Source organism: Novosphingopyxis baekryungensis DSM 16222, assembly GCF_000420305.1.
Classification (GTDB): domain Bacteria; phylum Pseudomonadota; class Alphaproteobacteria; order Sphingomonadales; family Sphingomonadaceae; genus Novosphingopyxis; species Novosphingopyxis baekryungensis.
On sequence record NZ_ATUR01000006.1, the window covers coordinates 84,663 to 108,078 of the forward strand.

The following is a 23,416-nucleotide window of genomic DNA, read 5'->3' on the forward strand; positions in this document are numbered from 1 at the left end:
GTTTCTGTTTGACGAAGAGGGATGCCGCAATGGCGACGTTCGAGAAAATGCCGATGCTGGCCGAGGGCATGGAGATGCTCCGCGCCCAGTTGAAATTGCTCAAGGAAGAGCGCCCGCTGATCGTCGATGCGATCGAGGAAGCGCGTGCCCATGGCGATCTCTCCGAAAATGCCGAATATCATGCCGCCAAGGAGCGGCAGGGCCAGGTCGAGGCGACGATCTCCGATATCGAGGACAAGCTCAGCCGCGCGCAGGTGATCGATCCTGCCGATCTGTCGGGCGACAAGGTGGTCTTCGGATCGACCATCACTTTGCTGGATGAGAACGACAAGCCGATTACCTATCAGATCGTTGGCGAGGCGGAAGCCGATGCCAAGAAGGGCAAGCTCAGCTATTCCAGCCCGCTGGGCCGTGCGCTGATCGGCAAGAAGGTCGACGAGGAAGTGGAAGTCACCGTGCCGTCCGGCGACAAATATTACCTCGTCCAGAAAATCGAATTCATCTGAGTTTGTCCGGGGCAGAGCCCGTTTCATGAACATGCCCAAAGGTCCGCTGACGAATATTCTCGTCGGGATCAATGTGGCTGTCTTCCTGCTGTTGTGGCTGGGCGGATGGCAACAAATTGGCATTGTGCAGGGTGCGCTGATCCCGGCGCGGTTCGATGGCGCGCTGGTGGGGGCGGAGGCTTATGGCTTCTGGCTGCCGCCGGCCGCAACGCTCCTCACGCATGCTTTTCTGCATGTCGAATTCACCCATTTGCTGTTCAACGTCCTGATCCTGTTTTTCTGCGGGCGGTTCGTCGAACTGGCACTGGGCTGGAAGCTGATGGGCCTGGTCTATCTGCTGGGCGCGATCGCGGGCGGTGTGGCCGAGATCCTGTGGTCGCCATCGTCCCTGAACCCGGTGCTGGGTGCAAGCGGGGCGATCGCCGCGATCATTGCCGGCTATATGGTGTTGTTCGCGCAGAACCGGCCCAAGCCGGTAGGGCCACTGCCCGCCGAACTGGCACGCGGCCTCCAGCTGCTGCTGCTGTGGATAGGCCTCAATCTGATGATGGCCTTTGCCTTTGGCGGTGGCGGCATGCAGATCGCCGTGGCCGCGCATATCGGCGGCTTCCTGATCGGGCTCATCCTGTCCCGCCCATTGCTGATCTGGCGCTATCGCGGCGCCTGACGCTGCCATCCAGACCTGATGGGCGCAAAACCCGGATTGGTCGCAGTCCTGCGTTGCTCCTTTGGAAAGTCAGCTTACGCGACCAGTGCGAAACGATGTTGATGACGCAAATTGGGGTGGATGGCGGACAGTCAGCTTCAGATATTGCGCCAAGCCTCTAAGCGGGCACTGAGCTTGGCGGAAAGTCTATCGAAAGACGCCCAGCTGTCTTTGACGCCGTAGAGCGATTCAGCCTCCGAGAACATTGTGGAATAGTCATCGAGATAGGAGCGGGGGTTGCTGTGCAATCCTTCTCCGCTACCATAATATATCCTCGCGAACGCATTACCCTCGTCGGTCAGGTCTTCTGTCGTAAACTTTTCATCGTAAACACGAATGAACCACTCGGTGGGCGTAAGATCGCGGCTCTCAAGCATCGCGAATTCGTTCGCTGCGTCTCTCATATGAAAGTCACCGGCCAAACCGTTCAGCGCGGCCCATGCAACGAACATAGCGATATGCGTAGCACCCGCTTCGGTTGGCAACTCCGGTGGAAAATCGCCGCCATAGGGCCATGACGCATCATCATACTTCATTTGTGGACCTTCGCAGCCATCCCAAGTCTCCGCAATGAAGTCGTTAGCGGACTGGCGGATGTTGGTGCCTGTAGCGGCAGATCGCTTGGACCGCTTCTGGCGTTTGCCCTGCTATTCAAGAATATCCGATGGATGTGACCGGCAGAAAAGCACTTACTGGCCAGCGTCGGCGCCATCATCAGGAGGCGAGGGGACTGGGGCGTCTGAACGTAACGTCTTGCAGCTCCGTGCGCACAACCCGGCAAGCATGTCCCGATGCCCATGGCATAGCCGCAATAACATCGCGCCACGAACCGATCGGTCCTCAGCCAAGCCTGGCAACAGCAGCAGGCGGTTTCGCCTCAGGGGTTGGTGGGATCGCCGGGCTCGAGCAGCTTGTGCAGATGGACCACCACATAGCGCATTTCGGCGTCGTCCACCGTGCGCTGCGCCGAGGAGCGCCAGGCTTCTTCGGCGTCTTCATAATTGGGATAGATGCCGACGATATCGAGAGCGCTCGTATCGACAAATTCAAGGTGGCGAGGATCGGCAACCTTGCCGCCGAACACGAGATGTAGCTTGGCCATGAAAGGTCCGTCCTGCTGGATGTGATAAGGCCGCGCCGTTACCAGCGCGGCCTTGCCTTATCAACTGTCCTTGTCGGTTCGCCGGAACGAACCGACCACTGACCGGGCTGGGTTAAGCCTGGTCGACATTGGTTGTGGCCGACTGTTCGGGATGCTTGGCGCCCTGCGCGGCGGCCATGCCAGCCGTCTTTGCAGCACCGCCAGCCTTGTCGACCAGCGACTTGAACTGGTTCTTCACCGCATCGCCATTGAGGCCGAGTTCATCGATCTGCTGGCTTCCGGCTTCCTTGGCGGCCTGTACCGCGCTGGTAGCGCGCGCCTTCAAATCGCGCCCGGTCTTGCCGAGAACTTCAGTCTCGCGTGCCGTACGTGGCAGCAAGGCCCCCAATACCGCGCCGATCGCCAGGCCGCCGAAGAGGACCGCCAGCGGGTTCTTCTGAACCTGTTCGCTGGTCTTGCCGCCCAGCTGACGCGCCTTGGTGCGGGTGCTCTGTGCACCATGTTTCACCGCATCGCGGCTGCTGTCATAGGCACCTTTGGCGCTTTCCTTAACGGAATGTGCGGCATGCCGCACGCGGCCCTCGCTGTCATTATGGTCGGTCATCATCATTCTCCATCGAAATTACTGTAAAGGGACGCGGGTTGGCCGGGACGGTGTGCGACAGATCGAACTGTCTGCGCCGTTTCCAGCGCCGCGTGGCATAAGCGAGCAGGGTGGTGGCCACCGCCGCCAGGCCACCAAGGGCCAGAGACTGGCGGTTATCGAGCGCAAGCCGCTGGGCGTCGCGCGCCTTGCGTTCGACCTTGCCCTTGGTCCGCTCCTTGACCTGTCCGATCAGCGCCCCCGGCGTGATCTCCTGCTTGGCGAGCGCAATATCGCGCTTCAGGCCCGCACGCATGGCCTTGCGCGCAATATCCAGCTCGGCAACCTTGGAACGTGAACTCATCAAAGCTGCTCCGCCGGAAGGGGGTTGCTGGGATCTGGCGTTGAAAAGGTCAGCTTGCGTGCCTTGCGTAGCGCCAGCCAGGCCAGCGCAGCCGCCAGCACGAGCGTGGAGGCAAAAACGACGATGGTCGCTCCCATGGGCCCCATCGACACGGAAAGCACCAGCAGCAAGCCCAGGATCAGCGCCGTAAAGGCGGACGCCGCCAGCGCAATCGCCGCCCCGAAGAGGAGCGCCGTCTGCTTGGCCAGAGACCGCGAATATTTGATCCGCGCCTTCCAGTACGCCCGTTCCGCGGCCACCAGTCCTTTGGCATCGGCCATGATCCGCTCCACATTGCTATGGATCGTTTCACCGACCGGTGGGGGAAGATCATCCACCACCGGCCCTTTTCTGTAATGATCGCTACCTGCGATATCGGTCATAGAATCGCCCCCGAACCGCCGCTCAAATATTGTCGTCGAGATCGAGACCGGACTTGATCACGCGCGATGCGGCAAAACCGGCCGCTGCCGCCAGACCGATGGCAATGGCCGGGCTGTTGCGGATGAACGCCTTGGCGTCGTCCAGCAGTTCCTCGACATCCTTGCCATCGAGCGTGGAGGCGAACCCATCGATGGTGCTGGCAGCGCTGCGCGCCAGATCGCCATAGGATTTGCCGACATTTTCATCGAGCTGCGCGGCGCTGGCCTCGATCGCCTTGGAAATGCCGCCGACGGTTTCAACCGCCTTGGCCTTGCCATCCGCCGCCGCCGTCTTTGCGGAACCGAGCGCCTTGTCTTTCAGCCCGAGCGCTTGGTCCTTCACCGCGCTCTTGGCGTCCGATGCGGCGGCTTTCGCCTTGTCCGTCGTGCTGTCGCTGCCGGCCGAACCGGTCGTCGTGCCGCTTGCGGATCCCGCGGCGGTCGCCGGGGTGGCGGTGGTGGTGCCGGCAGCCTCGACCACGCGGGCCGTACGGGCGGAACCGTCGCTGTTCTCGTTCGCCATAAGTCATTATCCTTTCAGTGGTGCGGACAGGCCTGTTGATCGGCCGTCCACATGGTATGGGTTATGGAGCGAACGAAGGCACGGGCCGCTTTGTTCCGTTTGCGATCCGATTAGGCTGGCCTGGTGGGGGCGGCGCTTTTCGTTCGATGCGCATTTTCCGGCGAACGCCTGCGCACGGCGCTGCTTACGGCTTGCCAATGCCGGGCAAGTGTGATGCACATGGCCCATGGTTCGCCGCCCGAAAATCCTGTCCCTGTTCCTGTCCGCGCTCAGCCCCGGGCTGGCGCTGATGGCGCTGCTGGCGATTGCGGCCTATGCGATGCTTGGCCCCACCGGCATATTGGCCTGGACGGATTACAAGGCAGGGCTGGCCGAACGGCAGGTGGAATTGAGCAAATTGCAGGAGGAGCGCGATGCCCTTCGCAACCGTGCCCGGCTGCTCGATGGCGACCGGGTGGATCCCGATCTTGCCGGGGAACTGATGCGCAAGGAACTGGGGGTGGCGGCGCCCGATGAAATCATCGTCCCGCTGGACCAGTGACGGGGCGCGTGGCGCGCTTTCCGGCAAAGCGACATGACACCCGCTTTGGAATAAAAATGCCGCGCATGCAGGCCGTATCCGGTTGCGCGACGCGCGGTTTTCGTTACGGAAGGCAGGGAAAGTAAAGCGCTCGCGCGCTCTGCCCCAGAAGGACAAACATGGCAAAAACTCCTCAGAAAAACCAGGCGGCGCCCAGCGGCAAGACTGCTGGTCAGGACGATAAAGGCAGCGCGCCATCGAGCGACCGTCTGCACGGCCATACGCAGGTGACGGACGATGCGCCGGGCAAGCCGGAATTATATGATGCCAGCGAAGACGAGATGCTGGAATTCTACCGGCAGATGCTGCTCATTCGCCGGTTCGAGGAAAAGGCCGGCCAGCTTTACGGTCTCGGTCTCATCGGCGGATTCTGCCATTTGTATATCGGTCAGGAGGCCGTAGCCGTTGGCCTGCAATCCGCCCTGAATGGCGATCTGGACAGCGTGATCACCGGCTATCGCGACCATGGCCATATGCTCGCATACGGGCTGGATCCCAAGGTCATCATGGCCGAGCTGACGGGGCGCCAGGCCGGCATCTCGAAGGGCAAGGGCGGCTCCATGCACATGTTCTCGGTCGAGCATCGCTTTTATGGCGGGCATGGCATCGTCGGCGCGCAGGTGCCGCTCGGCTCCGGCCTCGCCTTTGCGCATAAATATCGCGGCGATGGCGGCGCGTGTCTGGCCTATTTCGGCGACGGCGCGGCAAACCAGGGTCAGGTGTACGAAGCTTTCAACATGGCCGAGCTGTGGAAGCTGCCGATCATCTTTGCGATCGAGAACAACCAATATGCCATGGGCACGAGCGTGAACCGATCCTCCGCCGAAGACCAGATGTTTCGGCGCGGCCAGTCCTTCCGCATTCCCGGCATCCAGGTGGATGGCATGGACGTGCTCGCCACGCGCGGAGCCGCCGAGCTGGCGCTGGAGCATGTGCGCGGCGGCAACGGCCCCATCATTCTGGAGCTGAAAACCTATCGCTATCGCGGTCATTCCATGTCCGATCCGGCCAAATATCGCAGCCGGGAAGAGGTGCAGGAAATGCGCGAGAAGTCCGATCCGATCGAGCGGCTCAAGGCCAAAATGATAGCGGACGGACATAGCGAGGACGATCTGAAGAAGATCGACAAGGAGATCCGGGGCATCGTCAGCGATGCGGCGGACTTTGCCGAAAGCTCGCCCGAGCCCGATCTCGATGAACTGCATACCGACGTGCTGGTGGAATCTTACTGATGGCAATTGAACTGAAAATGCCTGCGCTCTCGCCGACCATGGAAGAGGGCACCTTGGCCAAATGGCTGGTCAAGGTCGGCGATACCGTGTCCTCCGGCGACATCATGGCCGAGATCGAGACCGACAAGGCGACGATGGAATTCGAGGCGGTGGACGAGGGCACGATCGCCAAGATCCTGGTCGACGAAGGCACCGACGAGGTGAAGGTGGGCGCGGTGATTGCGCTGCTGGCCGAGGAAGGCGAGGATGTCGACGCGGTCGCATCCGGCGGCGGTGCGCCCAAGAGCGAGGCCAAGGCCGAGCCCGAGGAGAAGGACCAAGCAAAGGATGGCGGCTCCGACGAGGATCGTCATGAGCGGCCCGGCAAGAGCGCCACCAAGGACATGGCCGATGCAGGCGACAGCGAGACGCTGGCCGATCCGGAAATTCCCGAAGGCACCGCATTCGAGACGTTGACCCTGCGCGAAGCCTTGCGCGATGCGATGGCGGAAGAAATGCGGTCCGACGACCGCGTGTTCGTGATGGGTGAGGAAGTCGCGCAATATCAGGGCGCCTACAAGGTGACCCAGGGTCTGCTCGACGAATTTGGCGACAAGCGCGTCATCGATACGCCGATTACCGAATATGGCTTTGCCGGCATCGGTACTGGCGCCGCGATGGGCGGTCTGCGCCCGATCGTGGAATTCATGACGTTCAACTTCGCCATGCAGGCGATCGACCATATCGTGAATTCGGCGGCCAAAACCAACTATATGTCTGGCGGCCAGATGCGTTGCCCGGTCGTGTTCCGCGGCCCCAATGGCGCGGCCAGCCGCGTGGGCGCGCAGCACAGCCAGAATTATGGGCCATGGTATGCCAGTGTACCCGGCCTCATCGTCATCGCACCCTACGATGCCGCCGATGCCAAGGGCCTGCTGAAAGCTGCCATTCGCACCGAAGATCCGGTGGTGTTCCTGGAAAACGAGCTGCTCTACGGCCGCAATTTCGAGGTGCCCAAGCTGGACGATCATGTCCTGCCGATTGGCAGGGCGCGGATCATGCGTGAGGGCAGCGACGTTACCATCGTCAGCTATTCGATCGGTGTCGGCCTGGCGCTGGAAGCGGCGGAAACATTGGCGGGCGAGGGCATCGACGCCGAGGTTATCGATCTGCGCACGCTGCGTCCGCTGGACAAGGCCGCGGTGCTCAAGAGCCTGAAGAAGACCAATCGCATGGTCGTGGCCGAAGAAGGCTGGCCGACCTGCTCCATCTCATCCGAGATCGTGGCGATCTGCATGGAAGAGGGTTTCGACGATCTCGACGCCCCGGTCATGCGCGTGACCAATGTGGACGTGCCGATGCCTTATGCGGCCAATCTGGAAGAGGCCACGCTCATCGATGCAGAGCGCATCGTGACGGCGGTGAAAAAGGTCTGTTACCGGGACTGATGCCCGGTCCGGTCAGGTGGCGTCATATTTATCGCAAGTCGCCGCCTGACCACCGGAATCATCCACGATGCCCAGCGTCAGATTGCGGTCGTCGCGAATATTATGTGCCGCTTCCTGCCGCAGCATTCTGTTCTTGATGAAAAGATCGCCGAACAGGCCTTCATATTTATAATAGAGCTCCACATACATCACGGCGGTTCCGCTCGATGCGGTTAGCTCCCGGCCGGTGGGGCCCATGCCGCGGAAGGTGGGCGAAAGCGGTGTGCTCGTGGCCCCGGTGAGCTGCGGGCCATAGGCAGAATTGTATCGCCCCTTGCCCTTGCAACGCTGCCAGCGAATCCATTGCCCGCCCAGGGTATTGCGTTCCAGGCTGGATATGATGACGCGGCCATTTTCGAACAACTTCCACCGGTCGCCCTGCAGCTTGGTGCCGGCAAAGACATTCAGGATGTCGCTTTCCTTGATGGTGGGTGAAATGATGCTGCTGCTCGCCTGACCGATGCGCGAGGCGTTATCGGCCAGATTGATGGCCGCCTGGCTCATCTGCATGTTGACGACGGCGAGATAGGAAATTTCGGTGCCATACATGCCCAGCCCGATGAATATCGGCAGGCTGAATGCGAATTCGGTCAAGGCCAGACCGGACTGGTTCCGGTGCAGATGGCGCAGGAATGTGCGCAGCGGCGATCGCTTTCGGGCGATCCGGTCCGCACTCGCCACAGCAGGCCGCGCCAACAACGACAGTCGGTTCAGGCGCATGTTCGGTTCACCGGCGAAAATTTGGTTTGATCGCTATAAGGCTGGTTTTTCAGCACCATGGTGGAATTCAGCGTGCGATATTCGGAGGACCCGAGAAATTTCCACATGGGAAACAGCGCCTTGTAGGTGACGGCGATGTTGTATTTTACGACGTCGCGCGCGCCGCCATTGCCCTGCTTGCCCAGATCGCGGTCCCATGTGCCGTTGCCATTTTCGTCGGTATAAGGCTCGTTATTGTCGCATTTGCCATTGGCGTTGCCGTCCGAAAAGGTTTCGGCCCGGCCGATGTCCTTATAGCCCTGATAGGCCACACGGGTGACCGCGATGTTCGCCGTGGGGGCGAGCTGACGGATCTGCGTCTTTACCGCTTCATCAAGAGCAGCAAGGCTCTTCGTTTCCAGGGTGGCGTCGCGCGCCGATTTCTGGATTTCACCATTGAGCAGCGCGGTCAGATACACCTGGTAGCCGATGTCGAAACAGCCCAGCAGCAGGAGCATGAATGCCGGGAGAATGATGGCAAATTCCAGCACGGTGGTACCGCGTTCATCCCGGTGCACATGGATCCACCTGCCCGTCATTGCGTCAGCCTGAGATCGGAGATCGATTGAGCAATGCTGACGAAGGCGTTGTTCAGATCATTGGCGTTGAGTGACAGGTAGCTGCTATTCGGGCTCGCGCAGTCGGTCATGCTAGTGTCCAGCGCGGTGGCAAATGCGATTACCCAGACGCGAATGCCCTTGGCCTTGGCAGCATTGCAGGCAGCAAGGAAGCGGTCACGATGCCGTTGGGCCTGGTTGGACGAACCGTCATTCGTTATGCGTCTGTCCCAATATTCTAGCCCGTAAGCGCTGTAATAGGTTATGCCGGGATCGAGCTGGCCATCGGTCATGAACACTATATGCCGCGATACGATGGATGAGCTGCCAGGGTTCAGTCCGACATTAGCTGCAAAAATACCGTCAGGTGAACTTAGCCGTGCGCCCCAGATCATGCCGATATCATGGTAAGTGCCGCCGTCCGGGTTGAGGGTGTTCAAATAGGCGGTGAAGTCAGATTTGTTCGGATAAGGCTGCAACAAGCGCGCTTCCTGCGGGCAGCTCGTCTGTGACTTCCAGCTGGATGGCGAATTATTGGTCGTCTGCGGGTCTCTGGTATAATATCCGTTATAAGTCCGATGTTGACTGATTTCGGGAATATATGGTTTCCATCCGTCTTCGGAATTGGCCGGTATGCCGTCGATATCGAGGTCTTTCATGCCGGTCGGAGACACCCGGCCTCCATCAAAGCGTACATTGTCGCTAGCGACCGTGTCGCGTTCTTCGATACATCCCGCCCAGCTATAGGATACCGTCGCGCCCGAACTGCCGTCCTTGAAGGGCGTAGCATTGCCGGCAATATAGCCGCTCAAATTGGGCAATTCAGTCCGCTTATAGGTCCAGTTCTGGAACTGGTCGTCAACCTGCTCATAGATTGCGCGTTCAAACGTACCCGTGCTGGACACAATCTCGCGCGTATTGGTGCGGCGATAATAGGCACAGCTTACATAGAAAAAACCTGAAACTTCTCTTTTATATTCATATTGCTGCGTCTGTTTCTGAACAGTCGACGTCAGAGTGCTTCGGCCACTTGCGTCCGACGTGGTTGACGTAGTGGTGACGGGCCCGCCATTGTTCGTCCAACCATTGTCGCTGGGTGCTGATGCGCATCCAAACCCGCTGCTGGTCGCATAGGGTGAACCCCAATTGCCATCAACTTGGTTCCGCACTTGCGGATTTTGCGAGACAGGAACCGGCGGTTCATAGCCGATGATCGTCGTACCATTTTTCTTCGAAAAATTGGCCACGCGCGTTTCATAGCTATGGGTTTTGTCCAGATAATCGGGGTTCACACCGCGGATCAGTTTCCCGACATTCACGGTGCCGGTGTAAGGGACAAAAGCATAGCGGATGCGTGACGATCCATAGGCTGCTGCGGCCATGGTATCGTAGAAGCCACCCGCGGCGTTCCGCAGCGCATCCATTTTGGAAATCGTACTGCCCGGAGTAGGGTCTCTCATCGATCCCGTGGTGTCGAGCACCAGCGTGATGTCCACGCTGCTGATATCGTAGCTCGCCTCGCAGGAGACAGCCAGGCTCATGGCCTTCTTGCCAAAGATGTGCATCAGGATCGTCGGCAGGGTGGCGCTGGCCTGGCCTTTGACGGTCCTGCCATTGTCGGGTGAGGTGGGCGTGAAGGTAAGGCCGGTCGATTTCTGCAGGCCGGTTTCGAAATTGGCGTCGAAGAAACGCTTGGCCTGCTGCTGCGCTGCGGTATCGAACTTGCCCTTGCCGACCGCCTTCCTGCCCGCCAGTACCCCGGCGTCGCAGGCCTGCTGCAGCCGCGCTTTCACCAGATAGGCTCGGCTGATGTCCACGCCGCCGCCGATGATGCCGATCAGCGGAACCAGCGCCCCCGCCACGATCGCAAGCGTGTTGCCCCGCTCATCGCGGCGCAGGCGGGCCAGAAAGCCTGTCTTGTTCGCGGTTTTGCTGGTCATGCGCATGAAGCGGGCGTTCCTGATGCCGAAATTCCGGTCGATTATTCCGCAGGATGTAGCCGGGAATGGTGCAGGACCGCTCAATGCTCATGGTTAATGTCCGGTAAGGATCGGCCTTAGCGGGATATTTAGGCCTGCATGATCGCCCGAACAGCGCTAGAAGCGCGGGCATGACCGCGATGCCGCCCGACCCGCCCTGGCTCGATCTCGCCATGACCGCCGCCCTGCCGCAGGACCGCCCCTTGCTGGCGATGCTGCTGGAGTTCGACCGGCGGCTCGACAAGATTGCGACCCAGAGCAGCGAGCCGATGCTGGGGCAGATCCGCCTGGCCTGGTGGCGCGACGTGCTGACCGCCGACACCCCGCCGAGCGGCGAACCGCTGATTGCCACGATCATGGCGCTTGAAAGCAGCGTTGCATGGAATTTGCGTGGCGCCATGCTGCAACTGGTGGATGGCTGGGAGGTGCGCCTGCTGTCCCCCGATGACGTAACGGAATTCGCCAGGGCGCGGGGCGAGGGACTGTTCCGCGCCTTTTCAGGGCCGGGCAGCTATGCCGCGTTCGAGACGGCGGCGGTAAGCTGGGCGATGGCCGATAGGCCGGACATGGCCATTTCGGCGACCAGGTCCCCCAGCCTGGAGAGCAAGCACCTGCGCCAATGGCCGCGCCGCCTGCGTCCGCTGTCGCTGCTGGCGCTTGCTGGCCAGGCCAATGGCCGGGCGGCGGGGCTGCGACTGAGCTGGCATGGCTTGACGGGCCGCTAGGCGCTGGCATCATGCGCGGCGGGGGGACACAGGATGCGCCGTTTTTTCGCCGGAATTTTGGGCACGCTGCTCTTGATGGGGGCCGGGCTGCTCTGATGGCAGATCCGCGCGCAGCAGGAGGAAGCCGTACCCTATGCGCCGCCCCCGCCACGGCAGGAACCGATGGCTGCGCTACCGGATGCGGGAAATCTGGCGGATATGCGCGGCCCTGCGCCGCCCACACCGCCAGAAGCCCCGAAAGCGTCCCGCGAGGAAGTGCGCTTCAATCGCTATGACCGGGACCGGGACGAGCTGATCAGCCGGGTCGAACTGATGGGCAGCCGAACGGCTGCCTTTCGCAAGCTCGATGTCGACGGAAACAACCTGTTGTCTTTCGAGGAATGGGCGGTAGCGACCAGCCAGAAATTCGCCGGAGCCGATGCGGACCGGAACGGGCTGCTGACGCGGCAGGAATTCGCCACCACCGCGCCCAAGCGCAAAGCCAAGGCGAAGTGCCGCTGTTGAGGCAGGCGCTCAGGCGGCGATGACGGGGCGCATCCAGTCGGCCATGTCGCGCTTGGCCCGCTCGGTATAGAAGAGCTTGCGTTCCTTTTTCTTCACCTTGCCCTCCGGCGGTGGAAAGAGGCCAAAATTGACGTTCATCGGCTGATAGTCCGCCCGTTCGCCGTCGCCGGTAATATGGCTGAGCAATGCACCCAGCGCAGTCGTAACCGGCGGGGGCGTAAACGCGCGGCCGCTCAGTTCCGCCGCGGTCATCAGCCCGCAGGCCAGGCCGACCGCACTGCTTTCCACATAACCCTCGCAGCCCGTGATCTGCCCGGCAAAGCGGATATGCGGCGCGGATTTCAGGCGCAGCTGATGGTCCAGCAGTTCCGGCGAATGGATGAAGGTGTTGCGATGCAGCCCGCCAAGCCGCGCGAACTCGGCCTTTTCCAGACCGGGGATGGTGCGGAACAATTCCACCTGCGCGCCATGTTTCAACTTGGTCTGAAAGCCGACCATGTTCCAGATGGTGCCGAGCTTGTTGTCCTGACGCAACTGCACCACCGCATGCGGCCAGCGGCCGGTGCGCGGATCGTCCAGGCCGACCGGTTTCATCGGCCCGAAGCGCAGCGTTTCCGGCCCGCGTTCCGCCATCACCTCAATCGGCATACAGCCCTCGAAATAGGGCGTGTCCTTTTCCCAGTCCTTGAAATCGGCCTTTTCGCCGTCGATCAGACCCTGAACGAACGCATCATATTGCGCCTTGTCCATTGGGCAGTTGATATAGTCCTTGCCATCGCCCTTGTCCCAGCGGCTCTGATACCAGGCGATGTCGAAATCGACGGTCTCATGATAGACGATGGGGGCAATGGCATCGAAAAAGGCCAGGCTGTCCTGCCCGGTGCGCGACAGAATGCTTTGCGCAAGGCTCGCCGCGGTCAGCGGGCCGGTGGAAACGATCGTGAGGCCTTCGCTCGGCAACTGATCGATCCGCTCGCGTACGATCTCGATATTGGCATGGCTTTCCAACGCCTTGGAGACGGTAGCGGAGAAAATGTCTCGGTCCACGGCCAAGGCCGAACCGGCGGGCACCTTTGCCTCTGCAGCGGCGCGCATGATGAGCGAGTTCAGCCCGCGCATCTCGTGATGCAGCAGGCCGACCGCATTGGCGCTGTCATCGTCGGAACGAAAGCTGTTGGAGCAGACCAGTTCGGCCAGCCCCTCGGTCTGATGCGCCGGCGTCATGTCGCCGCCACCGCGCATTTCGGAGAGGCGCACCTTGATGCCGGCCTCCGCCAATTGCCATGCTGCTTCCGATCCGGCGAGGCCGCCGCCAATGATATGCACTTGATGAGTCATGCCCCGGCTCTAGCAAAGCCTTGGCCGATGCGACAATGATCGCTGGCAAAAGGAGCGCCATTTATGTTTCAGCCCCGTTATGCCCCGGATGGCACGGTCCTCGCGCCGCGCCTGACCGCACCTGCCGCCGATGGGCATAAATATGATCGCGGTCATGCCTTCATTTTTTCCGGCCCTCGCCACCGCACCGGTGCGGCGCGTCTAGCCGCGCAGGCCTGCCTGCGCACAGGGGCGGGGCTCGTTACCGTCATTGGCGATGGCGCCGCCTTGGATGAGCACGCCGCGCATCTCACCGCCATCATGCTGCACCAGGACGACGGCGTTTATGACGTCATGGACCAACGCACCGGCGCGGTCGCGATGGGGCCGGGGCTCGGCGTGGGAGATACCACCCGCCACAAGGTGCTGACGGTGCTCGACAAGGGATTTCCGCTGGTGCTCGACGCCGATGCCATGACGTCATTTGCCGATGGCGCGCAGACCACGCTATTCGCACGGATGCACCGGCGCTGCGTCATGACGCCACATGCCGGGGAGTTCGCGCGGTTGTTCCCGGACGTCGATCTGAAGGATCGACAGGCCGCCGTTTGCCAGGCTGCCGCCATGGCCGGGGCTGTCGTGCTGCTAAAAGGCGCGCAGACTCATATCGCCAGTCCGGACGGCCAACACGCGGTCAGCCGTCACGCGACGCCATGGCTGGCCACGGCCGGGGCAGGGGATGTGCTGACCGGGATTATCACCGGCCTGCTCAGCCAGGGCGCATCGCCTTTCGATGCCGCCGCCATGGGTGCCTGGCTGCATGGGGATGCGGGCCGCCGGGGCGGCGTGGGCCTGACCGCCGATGACCTGCCGGCATGGCTGCTCGCAACGCTGCAGGCCCTGACGGAGGACCGTGAATCATGAGCGACCGGGATCTGGCGCATGCACGCCCTTGGCTGCTGGCGAGCCTGTTTTTCGGCATCACCTATGTGCTTGTAGAGCGCAGCGCGACGTTGGGTGTCTTCGCGATCCTGTGGAAGGGCGCAGGCGTCGGGCTTCTGCTGCCCTATCTGCTGCGCTGGCGCGTCCTCGATGCGCGCTGGCTGCTTGCCGCCATGTTCACGCTCTATGCGCTGGCGGACGTGGCGCTGGAGATCGATCTGGTGTGGGGCGCTTTCCTGTTCATCTGCGGCCATATCGCCGCGCTGGCCTATTTCTGGCGCAACCGCCGCCGCCCCGCCGAACCGAGCCAAATGGCGCTCGCCATCGTTCTTCCGCTGGCCGCGCTCACCATCGGATGGTTTCTGGCGCCAATGGCGGCCGATCGACCGGGCCTGTTGCTATATATTTTCTTCGTGTCGCTGATGAGTGCCAGCGCCTGGTGCAGCCGCTTTCCGCGCTATCGCACCGGCGTCGGCGCCATCCTATTCCTGGCGTCAGACCTGATCCTGCTGGCGCGGGAAGGCGGGCTGCTTTCGGACAATATCGCTGGCTGGCTTGTCTGGCCGCTTTACTATGTCGGTGTTTTCATGATGGCGACCGGCATCGTCCAGCGCTCGCGCGCCGAGGCTTCGGGCAGGGTATAGAAGGTTACTGACCGGCCGGCGCGGGGTGCACTGGGCACCGTCGCCGACCGGTCAGCACGCTTGATCAGTTCTGGTCGGGATCTTCGTCCACCGTCTCGCTGATCGTATCCGGGCCCGTGCCGTCGTCCAGATGAACGGCCTTGGGATCGCCGGCGGCGATATCTTCCGCCACCGCTTCCTCGGCGGCATTTTCCGGCTCTTCATCCTCGTCGATGCGCGCGGCACCGACGACATGCTCGCCCTTGGCTACATCGAACAGGCGCACACCGGCGGAGTTGCGCCCGATCACGCGCATGGTGGTGAGGCCCAGGCGGATCATCTTGGCCTGATTGGTCACCAGCATAAGCTGCTGCCCGGCGACCACGGGGAAACTGGCGACGACATCGCCATTGCGCGCGATGTTATCGATATTGATCAGGCCTTTGCCGCCGCGCCCGATCTGCCGATAATCATAGGCGCTGGAAATCTTGCCATAGCCATTGGCGCAGACCGTCATGATGAACTCTTCGGTATCCGACAGATGGTCCATCCGATCCTGCGGCAGGGTGGATTCGGCATCATTTTCCTTCCACGGCGCGGCGCGCAGATAGGCATCGCGGTCTTCCGATGTCGTATCGTCCGTGCGCAGCGTGGCCATGGACACCAGCTCGTCGCCATCGGCCAGGTTCATGCCGCGCACGCCGGTGGCGGTGCGGCTCTGGAATTCGCGCACATCGGTGGCGGAAAAGCGGATGGCCTTGCCCTCGCGGCTCGCCAGAAACACGTCATGTTCTTCGGTCAGCAGACGCACACCGATCAGGCGATCCTCACTGCCATCCTCGAAGCGCATGGCGATCTTGCCGTTGGACGGCACATTGGTGAACGCATCCATGCTGTTGCGCCGCACCATGCCGCGCGCCGTGGCGAAGACGATATGCAGATTGCCCCATTCGCCTTCGTCTTCGGGCAAGGGCAGCACATTGGTGATGATTTCGCCATCGCTCAGCGGCAGCAGATTGACCATCGGGCGACCGCGCGTCTGCGGCCCGCCTTCCGGCAGTTTCCAGACCTTTAGTCGATATACCTGCCCCTTGTTCGAGAAGAACAGCACCGGCGTATGGGTGGAGGTGACGAACAGTTCTGTGACGGCATCCTCATCCTTGGTCGCCATGCCGGCGCGGCCCTTGCCGCCGCGTTTTTGCGAACGGAAGGAGGCCAAAGCGGTGCGCTTGATATAGCCGCCAAGGGTGACGGTCACGACCATCTCCTCGCGCTCCATCAGGTCTTCGTCGTCCAGACCTTCCCAGCTAGGCGCGATCTCGCTGAGCCGCGGCGTGGCGAATTCGTCGCGGATCGCTTCCAGTTCCTCGCGCATCACCGCATAGAGTTTGCGGCGGTCTGCCAGAATGGCGAGAAACTCTTCGATCTTGTCTGCAAGCACCTGCAATTCATCGCCAATTTCATCCCGGCCAAGCGCGGTGAGGCGATGGAGCCGCAGATCGAGAATGGCGCGGACCTGCTTTTCGGACAGCTGATAGATTTCGCTGCCCTGTTCATGCTCCACGGCTTCGACCAACGCGATATAGCTGGCGATTTCGGCCACCGGCCACTCGCGCGCCAACAGGGCGGCGCGGGCGGCAGCCGGGCTGGAGGACCCGCGGATGATCCGCACAACCTCGTCCAGATTGGTGACCGCGATGACCAGGCCGAGCAAAAGATGCGCCCGTTCGCGCGCCTTGTTCAGCTCGAATTTCGTCCGCCTTGTAATAACTTCCTCGCGGAACTTCACAAAGGCTTCGATAATCTCACGCAGGTCCAGCGTTTCGGGCCGTCCGCCGCGAATGGCGAGCATGTTGGCCGGGAAGCTGGATTGCGCGGGCGTGTGCCGCCACAGCTGGTTCAGCACCACTTCGGGCGTGGCATCGCGCTTCAGATCGATGACGATCCGCACGCCCTTGCGGCTGGATTCGTCGCGAATGTCTGAGACATTCTCGATCCGGCGATCCTTGGCGGCTTCGGCGATCTTTTCGACCAGCCCGTTTTTGCCGACCTGGAAGGGAATGGAGGTGAGCACGATCGACCGGCGGTCGCCGCGCGTTTCCTCCAGCTCATGCCGGGCGCGCATCATGATCGAGCCGCGCCCTTCGGTATAGGCCAGCCGCGCGCCGCCCTTGCCGAGGATGATCGGCGCGGTCGGGAAATCGGGGCCGGGAATGATCTCGATCAGCTCGTCCAGCTCGATGCCGGGATTATCTATATAGGCCAGCGCCGCGGCGATCACCTCGCCCAGATTATGCGGCGGAATATTGGTCGCCATGCCGACGGCGATACCGCCCGCACCATTGACCAGCAGATTGGGGAAGCGCGCGGGCAGCACATGCGGCTCTTCCCGGCTGCCGTCATAGTTCGGCGTGAAATCGACCGTGTTCTTGTCCAGATCGGCCAGGAGCGAATTGGCCACCTTGGCCAGCCGCGCCTCGGTATAGCGCATGGAGGCCGGCGGATCGGGGTCCATCGATCCAAAATTGCCCTGGCCATCGACCAGCGGCACGCGCATCGACCAGTCCTGCGTCATCCGCGCCAACGCATCGTAGATCGCGCTGTCGCCATGCGGGTGATAATTGCCCATCACGTCGCCGACGATCTTGGCCGATTTGCGATAGGGCCGCCCGGCCACGAAGCCGCCTTCCTGGCTGGCATAGAGAATGCGGCGGTGGACCGGCTTCAGCCCGTCGCGCACATCGGGCAGCGCGCGGCTGACGATGACCGACATCGCATAATCGAGATAACTGGTGCGCATCTCGTCCACGATCGAGATGGGCGAAATATCACGTGGGGGCAGGCCGGGTTCGATCACGGCACCATCGTCGCTCACAAGCGCATATCCTGGTTGTTTCGGTTGTGTGAAACCCTAGAGCATCACAGTACTGATGACCAGCCGCGCGCGGTGCAATTCAGGCTTATCCAGTGCTTTTCACCCAGCGGCTGGCCAGCCAAAGTGACGTCATGCCCTCAAGGCGCTATTTCCTCGCCGTCCCAAGCGAATATCTTGCCGCTGTCCCCCGGTTTCAGATCGTCCAGAACGTCGAGCAGCTGCACCGCCGCGCGATCGGCCGTGAACAGCTTGCCTTCGGGCACATTGCCCTGGAAGGGCTTGGACAGCCCCGTATCGACGGTGCCGGGATACAGCCCGACCACGATCGAGCGCTCATTCTTGCGGCGCCATTCGATCGCCAGACTGCGGATCAGCTGGTTGAGCGCCGCCTTCGAGGCGCGATAGCCGTACCAGCCGCCCAGGCGATTGTCCGAAATGCTGCCCACGCGCGCCGATAAAGCGGCAAAGCGGGTGATGCCGCCCGTCTTCATGATCGGCAGGAAATGCTTGGCCACCAGCGCCGGGCCGATGGCGTTGACCAGATATTGCCGGGCAAGCCAGTCCGCATCGAGATCGCGCATCGCCTTTTCCGGGCCCAGATCGCCATCGTGCAGCAGGCCCGTGGCCAGCAGGATGAGGTCCGGTTGCAGATCGGCGCAACGCTCGGCAGCACGCGCGATGCTGCCTTCGTCCGCGATATCGATCTGCTCGTCTCCAGTTGCGGAGCGGGAAAGGGCGGTGACGGCATAATCGCCCTCATCGCGCAGCGCTTCGGCAAGCGCGGCGCCAATGCCGCCCGATGCGCCGATGACGATTGCGGATTTTGGCGCGGATTTTGCGACCATGGTCAGTCCTTCGCCCGGACGAAGCGCCAGCTGTCTTCTGTGCTGCCATCTTCGGTAAAGCGATATCCGTCGCTGTCGAAGCCCTTGAGCTCTTCAGGGTTTTCGAGCCGATGTTCGCAGATATAGCGCGCCATCATGCCGCGCGCCTGTTTGGCGGCAAAGCTGTTGAAGCGCAGCCCCTTCGGGCCATCCTCACGAAAATCGATGGCGATCACGCGGGCGGCGCGCACGGTGCGCGACCCTTCGACCGCGGCATAATATTCGTTGCTCGCCAGATTGATGATCGTGCCGGAGCCTTCGCTGTCCAGATCGTCCGCCAGCAGATCGGCGATGTCGCTGCCCCAGAAATCGGTCAGCCGGTCGTAACGCGGCGCCCATCTGGTGCCCATTTCCAGCCGATAAGGCCGCATCCTGTCGAGCGGACGAAGCAGGCCGTAAAGGCCGGAAAGGATGCGGACATGATCCTGCGCGAAACGGATCGCGGGCTCGTCCAGCGTTTTGGCCTCGAACCCGGTATAGACATCGCCATCGAAGGCATAGATCGCCGCGCGCTCCGGCTGGTCCCAGAAATCCCGATATCGTGCATAATTCAGATCGGTCAGCTTGTCCGATATGCTCATGATAGACGAGAGGCGCTGCTTGGTGAGGTTCGACGCCGCCGATACCAGGGTGCGTGTGCGCTCTTCAAATCGCGGCGCGGTGCTGTCATGCGGGGGAAGGTCGCTGTCATAATCCAGCGACTTGGCAGGGGAAAGTAGGGCAATCATGATCGCAGACCTAATAGCTCTGCCGCACACTGCAAGCATCGCAGGGCGCGATGATCAGGAAACCCATGCTGACCTGCGGCGTTCAAACAGCGTTAAGCCATCGACCGGCATAAGTGTATCCAAGCTTATAGCCGTTGCGAAACGGCCAAAAATCAATGGCCTGAGCAGGATAGTTCAGCCAATCAAGGAAGGAAGAATATGAAACGGATTTCCACCCGAGCAATCGCCATGGCCCTTGCCGCAGGTTCGCTGATGGCGATCACGCCCAACGCCGCCAGCGCTGCGCAGAAAAAGGAAAAGGCGGCGAAGGCCGAGCAGCGTGTAGAAAGCCCGACCAAGGCCTTTGCCGAAGGCTATAACAACACCATCAAGCTGATCCAGGCAGAGGATTTTGCCGGGGCCAAGGCTGCGTTCGAGCAGAGCGCGCCCACCGCCACCGCGCCGAACGATATGTACTGGGCCGGCAATCTGGCCCTGCAGATCGGCTCCAAATTGTCCGAGCAGCCGCTGCAGAAGCGCGGTCTCGAGATGATCATGAATAGCGGCCTCGCCAGCCCGGAGGAAACGCAGCGTTATGCATTCTTCCTCGGTCAGTTCGCCTATAAGGACGAGGACTATGCCAAGTCCGTGCAATATCTGCAGCAGGCCTATGACGCCGGCTATCGCGAAAACGGGATCGCTGCGACGCTTGCCGAAGCCAATAACAAGGCGGGCAATACGGACAAGGCCTATGAATGGCTGAACACCGCGATCGAGGCCGAGCAGGCTGCCGGCCGCACGGCCCCGGAAAACTGGTACAAGCGCGGCGCGGCCCTGGCGCTGGAAAACAAGAACTACACGATGGCGTCGACATGGCTGACGCGTCTGGTGGAAGCCTATCCCAATGATTCCAACTGGCGCGACACGCTGGTGGTGTTCCGGGACGGGGTGAACCTGTCCAAGGAAGAGAATCTCGATCTCATGCGCCTAATGCGTGAAGTGAACGCGCTGAAGAGCGAGCGGGATTATGGCGAATATGTCGACGCGGCCGATCCGCGCAAATTGCCTGGCGAAGTGGTGGCCGTGATCGACGATGCGCAGGCCAATGGCGTGACGGGCAGCACCTATCTGACCGAACAGCGCCAGATTGCGTCCGGCAATATCGCTGCGGACAAGGCCGGGCTTTCGGGCGCCGAGAGAGACGCGCGCGCGGGTGCCAATGGCAAGATCGCCGCGGTGACGGCGGACGCCTATTTCGGTTATGGCGATTATGCCAAGGCGGCAGACCTTTATACGGTCGCGCTGGAAAAGGGTGGCGTGAATGCGGACGAGGTGCACACCCGCCGCGGCATGGCACGCGTGGAAATGGGCGATACGGCTGGCGCGATGGCAGATTTCAGCGCAGTGGAATCCGGCAATCGTGCGCAGATCGCCAAGTTCTGGGAACTGTACCTGAACAAGCAGGGCGGTGCATCGGCAGCGACGGCCAGCTAAGCCAGCGACTTTGGATAAGAAAACGGCCCCGATTTCGGGGCCGTTTTTATTGGAGCACTGGCAGACGGTGAAAGCTGCCGTCGGGGACGGCCAGGCTGAGCCGGTCAGGGCGCTTCATTGGGAATCGGAACCCCCGGCATGTCCTTCACGGTGCGGATGGTCAGCGATGTCTTGACGCTGGAAACATTGGGCGCGCTCGTCAACTTGCCGGTCAGCAATTGCTGGAACGTCTGCAGATCATAGCTCACGATCTTCAGAATGAAATCGATTTCCCCATTCAGCATGTGGCATTCGCGCACCTCCGGAATATCGCGGACATGATCCTCGAACCGGCGCAAATCCTCTTCCGCCTGGCTTTTCAGGCTGACCATGGCAAACACCGTGATCGAATAGCCGAGCTGCGCCGGATCGACATGCGCATGATAAGCGCGAATAACGCCCGCCTGTTCCAGCGCGCGCATCCGTCTCAGGCATGGCGGGGCGGTCAAGCCGACGCGTTGCGCAAGCTCGACATTCGTCATGCGGCCATTCTTCTGAAGCTCTGCCAGAAGTTTGAGATCTATTTCATCTAAATGAATGGCAACCATATCCCTGTCGTCATTCCCCCCTATTATGCCTCTGCTTATAATTTAATTATCCGCCGATGCAATTGTCCCATGGCGTGACGCTCCAGAAAAGTTACTTTCGGTTCGATACTGTGGCCGGTAGCAGGGAGCCGAACACGTCCACGTGCCCCATGCTGACAACAAGGAAATCCCGATAGTGCGTTTTGACGATCGGCTGAAAACCGCGCTTTCCCATCCGGAAGGCGGGCATGCGGCCACGCAGTGGCGGCAGCTGATCGATCTGTTGGCGCAGCACCCGGTCGATCAGGACAGCCAGGACATTGCGCGCGGCCTCATGCGGCTGTGTCAACTGCATCCCATGGTGCCGGAAGCCGTGCGCGCGCAAAGCGTGGGCGCGCTGGCCGGACGGCTGAAATCCGCGCCGCTCGTGCAGTTTCTCTGTGCCGACAAGCCCTCCGTGGTGGCGCAGACCATGCGTGCGGCGCGCTTGCGGGATGAGGAGTGGGCCGCGCTCGTGCCCCAGCTGCCGACCCGCGCGCGCGGTTTTTTGCGCCAGACCGACGATATTGGCCCGATGGCCAAGCGCGCGCTCGCCGCGTGGTCGCATGCTGACTTCATACTGACGTCCGAGGCGGCTGCGCCTGATATACCGATCGTGGGAGCGGACGCGCCGTCCGGGATCGAGACCGAGGTAGCGCCGCAAACGCCGAAGCCCGTGCGCCATCGCAGCCGTCCGTTGATGGCAGAGCAGACGAACGGCGGGATCGAGACCGGGGAACAGACGGCCCAATCCGAACGGTCGCCCTCGCAAATCACCGCGCTGGTCGATCGCATCCGGCGGTTCCAGAATGCGCGCGAGCAAAAAGAGGCCGTGCCCTTGCCGCCCGAAGGCGGGTCTGCCGAGACGGATCGACCGGCCGAGCGCTTTGCTTTCGAAACCGATGCGCGCGGATATATTCAGGATGCCGAGGGCGTGCCCGTCGGCGCGGTGGTCGGCGTGTCGATTGCCCAGGAAGGCCGTGAAGATGCGCCGGGCACCGACGCCGCCGCTGCCGCCGCCTTTCGTGCGCGCCGGCCGATCGCCGGGTCGCGCATCCGCCTTGTGGGCGCGCCGGCGGTGGCAGGCAATTGGCGGCTGCATGCCGGGCCGATGTTCGACGATCGCGACGGACGGTTTCTGGGCTTTTCGGGATCCATGCGCCGCCCCCATGCCGCCGATGAACCGAGCATCGCGGTGCAGGCCGATGATGCCGGCGGCGATGAGATGCGGCAGCTGGTGCACGAACTGCGCACGCCGCTCAATGCCATTATCGGCTTTGCCGAAATCATCGAGCAGCAGCTGTTCGGCCCGGCCTCGACTGAATATCGCGCGCTGGCCGAATCAATTCTGGACGATGCCCGGCGGTTGCTCTGCGGCTTCGACGATCTTGATCTGGCCGCGCGGTTCGAAACCGGACGGCTGGAAACCGACGATGGACAGACCGATCCGGCATGGTTGCTCGGCCGCATGGGGGAGCGGTTGCAGACCCTCACCGATATGCGCGGCGTATCCCTGCATCTGCGCAAGGCGGAGACGGTCCGCCCCTTTGCTGTGGGCCAGCAATCGGCGGAACGCATCCTCACTCGGCTGGTCTCCGCGCTCATCATCGGCTGCGAGCGGGAAGAGCGAATCGATTGCACGATCCGTACCCGTCTCGGGCGCGAACCGGTCAATCTGATCGAGATTTCACGGCCCAGCCGCCTGATCGGACGGAGCGAGGAAAATCTGCTCAGCACCGAACATGTCGAAGACGATGCCGGGGAGCCGCTGCTCGGCCTCGGTTTTTCCCTGCGGCTGGTGCGCAATCTTGCCAGGGCGGTGGGCGGTGATTTACGTTTCGAACAGGAGTCGCTGCTATTGAAGCTTCCGGCCGTCAAGGAACGGCTGGGCCGCGAACAGGTGGGCCACAGCGACTGACGGA

The 23,416-nt window shown here is 61.8% G+C and carries 25 protein-coding genes; 11 read left to right on the top strand and 14 right to left on the bottom strand.

All coding sequences use genetic code 11. The features are described 5' to 3' along the window. Positions 1–29: 29 nt before the first annotated feature. Positions 30–506, top strand: coding sequence for a transcription elongation factor GreA (gene greA, locus G410_RS0111010; RefSeq protein ID WP_022673712.1), 477 nt, complete (start codon positions 30–32; stop codon positions 504–506). Positions 507–531: 25 nt separating this feature from the next. Further along, the gene (locus G410_RS0111015) at positions 532–1,173 is read left to right on the top strand and encodes a rhomboid family intramembrane serine protease (protein WP_022673713.1); all 642 of its coding nucleotides are present in this window, start codon (positions 532–534) and stop codon (positions 1,171–1,173) included. A gap of 137 nt (positions 1,174–1,310) precedes the next feature. On the opposite strand, the gene G410_RS0111020 is transcribed toward G410_RS0111015, so the two are convergent. The 6 genes from G410_RS0111020 to G410_RS16430 form a co-directional block, all read right to left on the bottom strand. Then, positions 1,311–1,748, bottom strand: coding sequence for a DUF7832 domain-containing protein (locus G410_RS0111020; RefSeq protein WP_022673714.1), 438 nt, complete (start codon positions 1,746–1,748; stop codon positions 1,311–1,313). A gap of 341 nt (positions 1,749–2,089) precedes the next feature. Next, complete coding sequence (locus G410_RS0111025) at positions 2,090–2,314, bottom strand: DUF4170 domain-containing protein (RefSeq protein WP_022673715.1); 225 nt, start codon at positions 2,312–2,314, stop codon at positions 2,090–2,092. 112 nt (positions 2,315–2,426) lie between these two features. Then, complete coding sequence (locus G410_RS17430; RefSeq protein ID WP_022673716.1) at positions 2,427–2,918, bottom strand: YtxH domain-containing protein; 492 nt, start codon at positions 2,916–2,918, stop codon at positions 2,427–2,429. Next, positions 2,905–3,261 (bottom strand): hypothetical protein, encoded by a 357-nt coding sequence (locus tag G410_RS0111035; protein WP_022673717.1) that lies wholly within the window; start codon positions 3,259–3,261, stop codon positions 2,905–2,907. The genes G410_RS17430 and G410_RS0111035 overlap by 14 nt, the downstream gene beginning before the upstream one ends. Continuing rightward, a complete protein-coding gene (locus tag G410_RS0111040) occupies positions 3,261–3,683 on the bottom strand; it encodes a phage holin family protein (protein ID WP_022673718.1) in 423 nt (140 codons plus the stop codon). Before G410_RS0111040 ends, G410_RS0111035 begins: the two co-directional genes overlap by 1 nt. A 22-nt stretch (positions 3,684–3,705) precedes the next feature. Beyond that, on the bottom strand, positions 3,706–4,245 hold the full coding sequence (locus G410_RS16430; protein ID WP_022673719.1) for a hypothetical protein: 540 nt from the start codon (positions 4,243–4,245) through the stop codon (positions 3,706–3,708). Positions 4,246–4,471: 226 nt separating this feature from the next. Here G410_RS16430 and G410_RS0111050 point away from each other — a divergent pair, with 226 nt between their 5' ends. The 3 genes from G410_RS0111050 to G410_RS0111060 all read left to right on the top strand — a co-directional run bounded on the left by G410_RS0111050 (position 4,472) and on the right by G410_RS0111060 (position 7,484). Beyond that, complete coding sequence (locus G410_RS0111050) at positions 4,472–4,786, top strand: FtsB family cell division protein (protein ID WP_022673720.1); 315 nt, start codon at positions 4,472–4,474, stop codon at positions 4,784–4,786. A 320-nt stretch (positions 4,787–5,106) separates the two neighbouring features. Beyond that, complete coding sequence (pdhA, locus tag G410_RS0111055; protein ID WP_245559354.1) at positions 5,107–6,057, top strand: pyruvate dehydrogenase (acetyl-transferring) E1 component subunit alpha; 951 nt, start codon at positions 5,107–5,109, stop codon at positions 6,055–6,057. Next, on the top strand, positions 6,057–7,484 hold the full coding sequence (locus G410_RS0111060; protein ID WP_022673722.1) for a pyruvate dehydrogenase complex E1 component subunit beta: 1,428 nt from the start codon (positions 6,057–6,059) through the stop codon (positions 7,482–7,484). The genes pdhA and G410_RS0111060 overlap by 1 nt, the downstream gene beginning before the upstream one ends. Before the next feature lie 12 nt (positions 7,485–7,496). On the opposite strand, the gene G410_RS16435 is transcribed toward G410_RS0111060, so the two are convergent. From G410_RS16435 to G410_RS0111075, 3 genes are read right to left on the bottom strand one after another with little or no spacing between them, the layout of a single operon-like run. Continuing rightward, complete coding sequence (locus G410_RS16435) at positions 7,497–8,243, bottom strand: TadE/TadG family type IV pilus assembly protein (protein ID WP_022673723.1); 747 nt, start codon at positions 8,241–8,243, stop codon at positions 7,497–7,499. Beyond that, complete coding sequence (locus G410_RS0111070; RefSeq protein ID WP_022673724.1) at positions 8,234–8,821, bottom strand: TadE/TadG family type IV pilus assembly protein; 588 nt, start codon at positions 8,819–8,821, stop codon at positions 8,234–8,236. The genes G410_RS16435 and G410_RS0111070 overlap by 10 nt, the downstream gene beginning before the upstream one ends. Further along, positions 8,818–10,779 carry a TadE/TadG family type IV pilus assembly protein gene (locus G410_RS0111075; RefSeq protein WP_162604090.1) on the bottom strand — a complete coding sequence of 654 codons (1,962 nt, stop codon included), beginning with the start codon at positions 10,777–10,779 and terminating at the stop codon, positions 8,818–8,820. The genes G410_RS0111070 and G410_RS0111075 overlap by 4 nt, the downstream gene beginning before the upstream one ends. A 170-nt stretch (positions 10,780–10,949) precedes the next feature. On the opposite strand from G410_RS0111075, the gene G410_RS17435 reads away from it, so the two are divergent. Both G410_RS17435 and G410_RS17160 read left to right on the top strand, forming a co-directional pair. After that, the gene (locus G410_RS17435) at positions 10,950–11,543 is read left to right on the top strand and encodes a hypothetical protein (RefSeq protein WP_022673726.1); all 594 of its coding nucleotides are present in this window, start codon (positions 10,950–10,952) and stop codon (positions 11,541–11,543) included. 102 nt (positions 11,544–11,645) lie between these two features. After that, on the top strand, positions 11,646–12,047 hold the full coding sequence (locus G410_RS17160) for an EF-hand domain-containing protein (RefSeq protein WP_245559355.1): 402 nt from the start codon (positions 11,646–11,648) through the stop codon (positions 12,045–12,047). Positions 12,048–12,056: 9 nt separating this feature from the next. On the opposite strand, the gene trmFO is transcribed toward G410_RS17160, so the two are convergent. Beyond that, complete coding sequence (gene trmFO, locus G410_RS0111090) at positions 12,057–13,385, bottom strand: methylenetetrahydrofolate--tRNA-(uracil(54)-C(5))-methyltransferase (FADH(2)-oxidizing) TrmFO (protein ID WP_022673727.1); 1,329 nt, start codon at positions 13,383–13,385, stop codon at positions 12,057–12,059. A gap of 63 nt (positions 13,386–13,448) precedes the next feature. On the opposite strand from trmFO, the gene G410_RS17165 reads away from it, so the two are divergent. Further along, on the top strand, positions 13,449–14,288 hold the full coding sequence (locus G410_RS17165; protein ID WP_022673728.1) for an NAD(P)H-hydrate dehydratase: 840 nt from the start codon (positions 13,449–13,451) through the stop codon (positions 14,286–14,288). Further along, positions 14,285–14,950: a lysoplasmalogenase family protein gene (locus G410_RS0111100; protein WP_022673729.1), complete on the top strand. Its 666-nt coding sequence runs from the start codon at positions 14,285–14,287 to the stop codon at positions 14,948–14,950. Before G410_RS17165 ends, G410_RS0111100 begins: the two co-directional genes overlap by 4 nt. A 64-nt stretch (positions 14,951–15,014) precedes the next feature. Here G410_RS0111100 and gyrA read toward each other — a convergent pair whose 3' ends face one another. The 3 genes from gyrA to yaaA form a co-directional block, all read right to left on the bottom strand. Beyond that, the gene (gene gyrA / locus G410_RS0111105) at positions 15,015–17,729 is read right to left on the bottom strand and encodes a DNA gyrase subunit A (protein ID WP_245559356.1); all 2,715 of its coding nucleotides are present in this window, start codon (positions 17,727–17,729) and stop codon (positions 15,015–15,017) included. A 212-nt stretch (positions 17,730–17,941) separates the two neighbouring features. Then, on the bottom strand, positions 17,942–18,649 hold the full coding sequence (locus tag G410_RS0111110) for an SDR family NAD(P)-dependent oxidoreductase (protein ID WP_022673731.1): 708 nt from the start codon (positions 18,647–18,649) through the stop codon (positions 17,942–17,944). A 2-nt stretch (positions 18,650–18,651) separates the two neighbouring features. Beyond that, the gene (yaaA, locus tag G410_RS0111115; protein ID WP_022673732.1) at positions 18,652–19,416 is read right to left on the bottom strand and encodes a peroxide stress protein YaaA; all 765 of its coding nucleotides are present in this window, start codon (positions 19,414–19,416) and stop codon (positions 18,652–18,654) included. A gap of 198 nt (positions 19,417–19,614) precedes the next feature. Between yaaA and G410_RS17440 the strand changes: the two genes are divergently transcribed. After that, a complete protein-coding gene (locus G410_RS17440) occupies positions 19,615–20,889 on the top strand; it encodes a tetratricopeptide repeat protein (protein WP_156851935.1) in 1,275 nt (424 codons plus the stop codon). 104 nt (positions 20,890–20,993) lie between these two features. On the opposite strand, the gene G410_RS0111125 is transcribed toward G410_RS17440, so the two are convergent. Continuing rightward, positions 20,994–21,476, bottom strand: a complete 483-nt coding sequence (locus tag G410_RS0111125) for an Lrp/AsnC family transcriptional regulator (RefSeq protein ID WP_022673734.1) — start codon at positions 21,474–21,476, stop codon at positions 20,994–20,996. Between the two features lie 175 nt (positions 21,477–21,651). On the opposite strand from G410_RS0111125, the gene G410_RS0111130 reads away from it, so the two are divergent. Further along, positions 21,652–23,412, top strand: a complete 1,761-nt coding sequence (locus G410_RS0111130) for a sensor histidine kinase (RefSeq protein ID WP_022673735.1) — start codon at positions 21,652–21,654, stop codon at positions 23,410–23,412. The last annotated feature ends 4 nt before the right edge of the window (positions 23,413–23,416 follow it).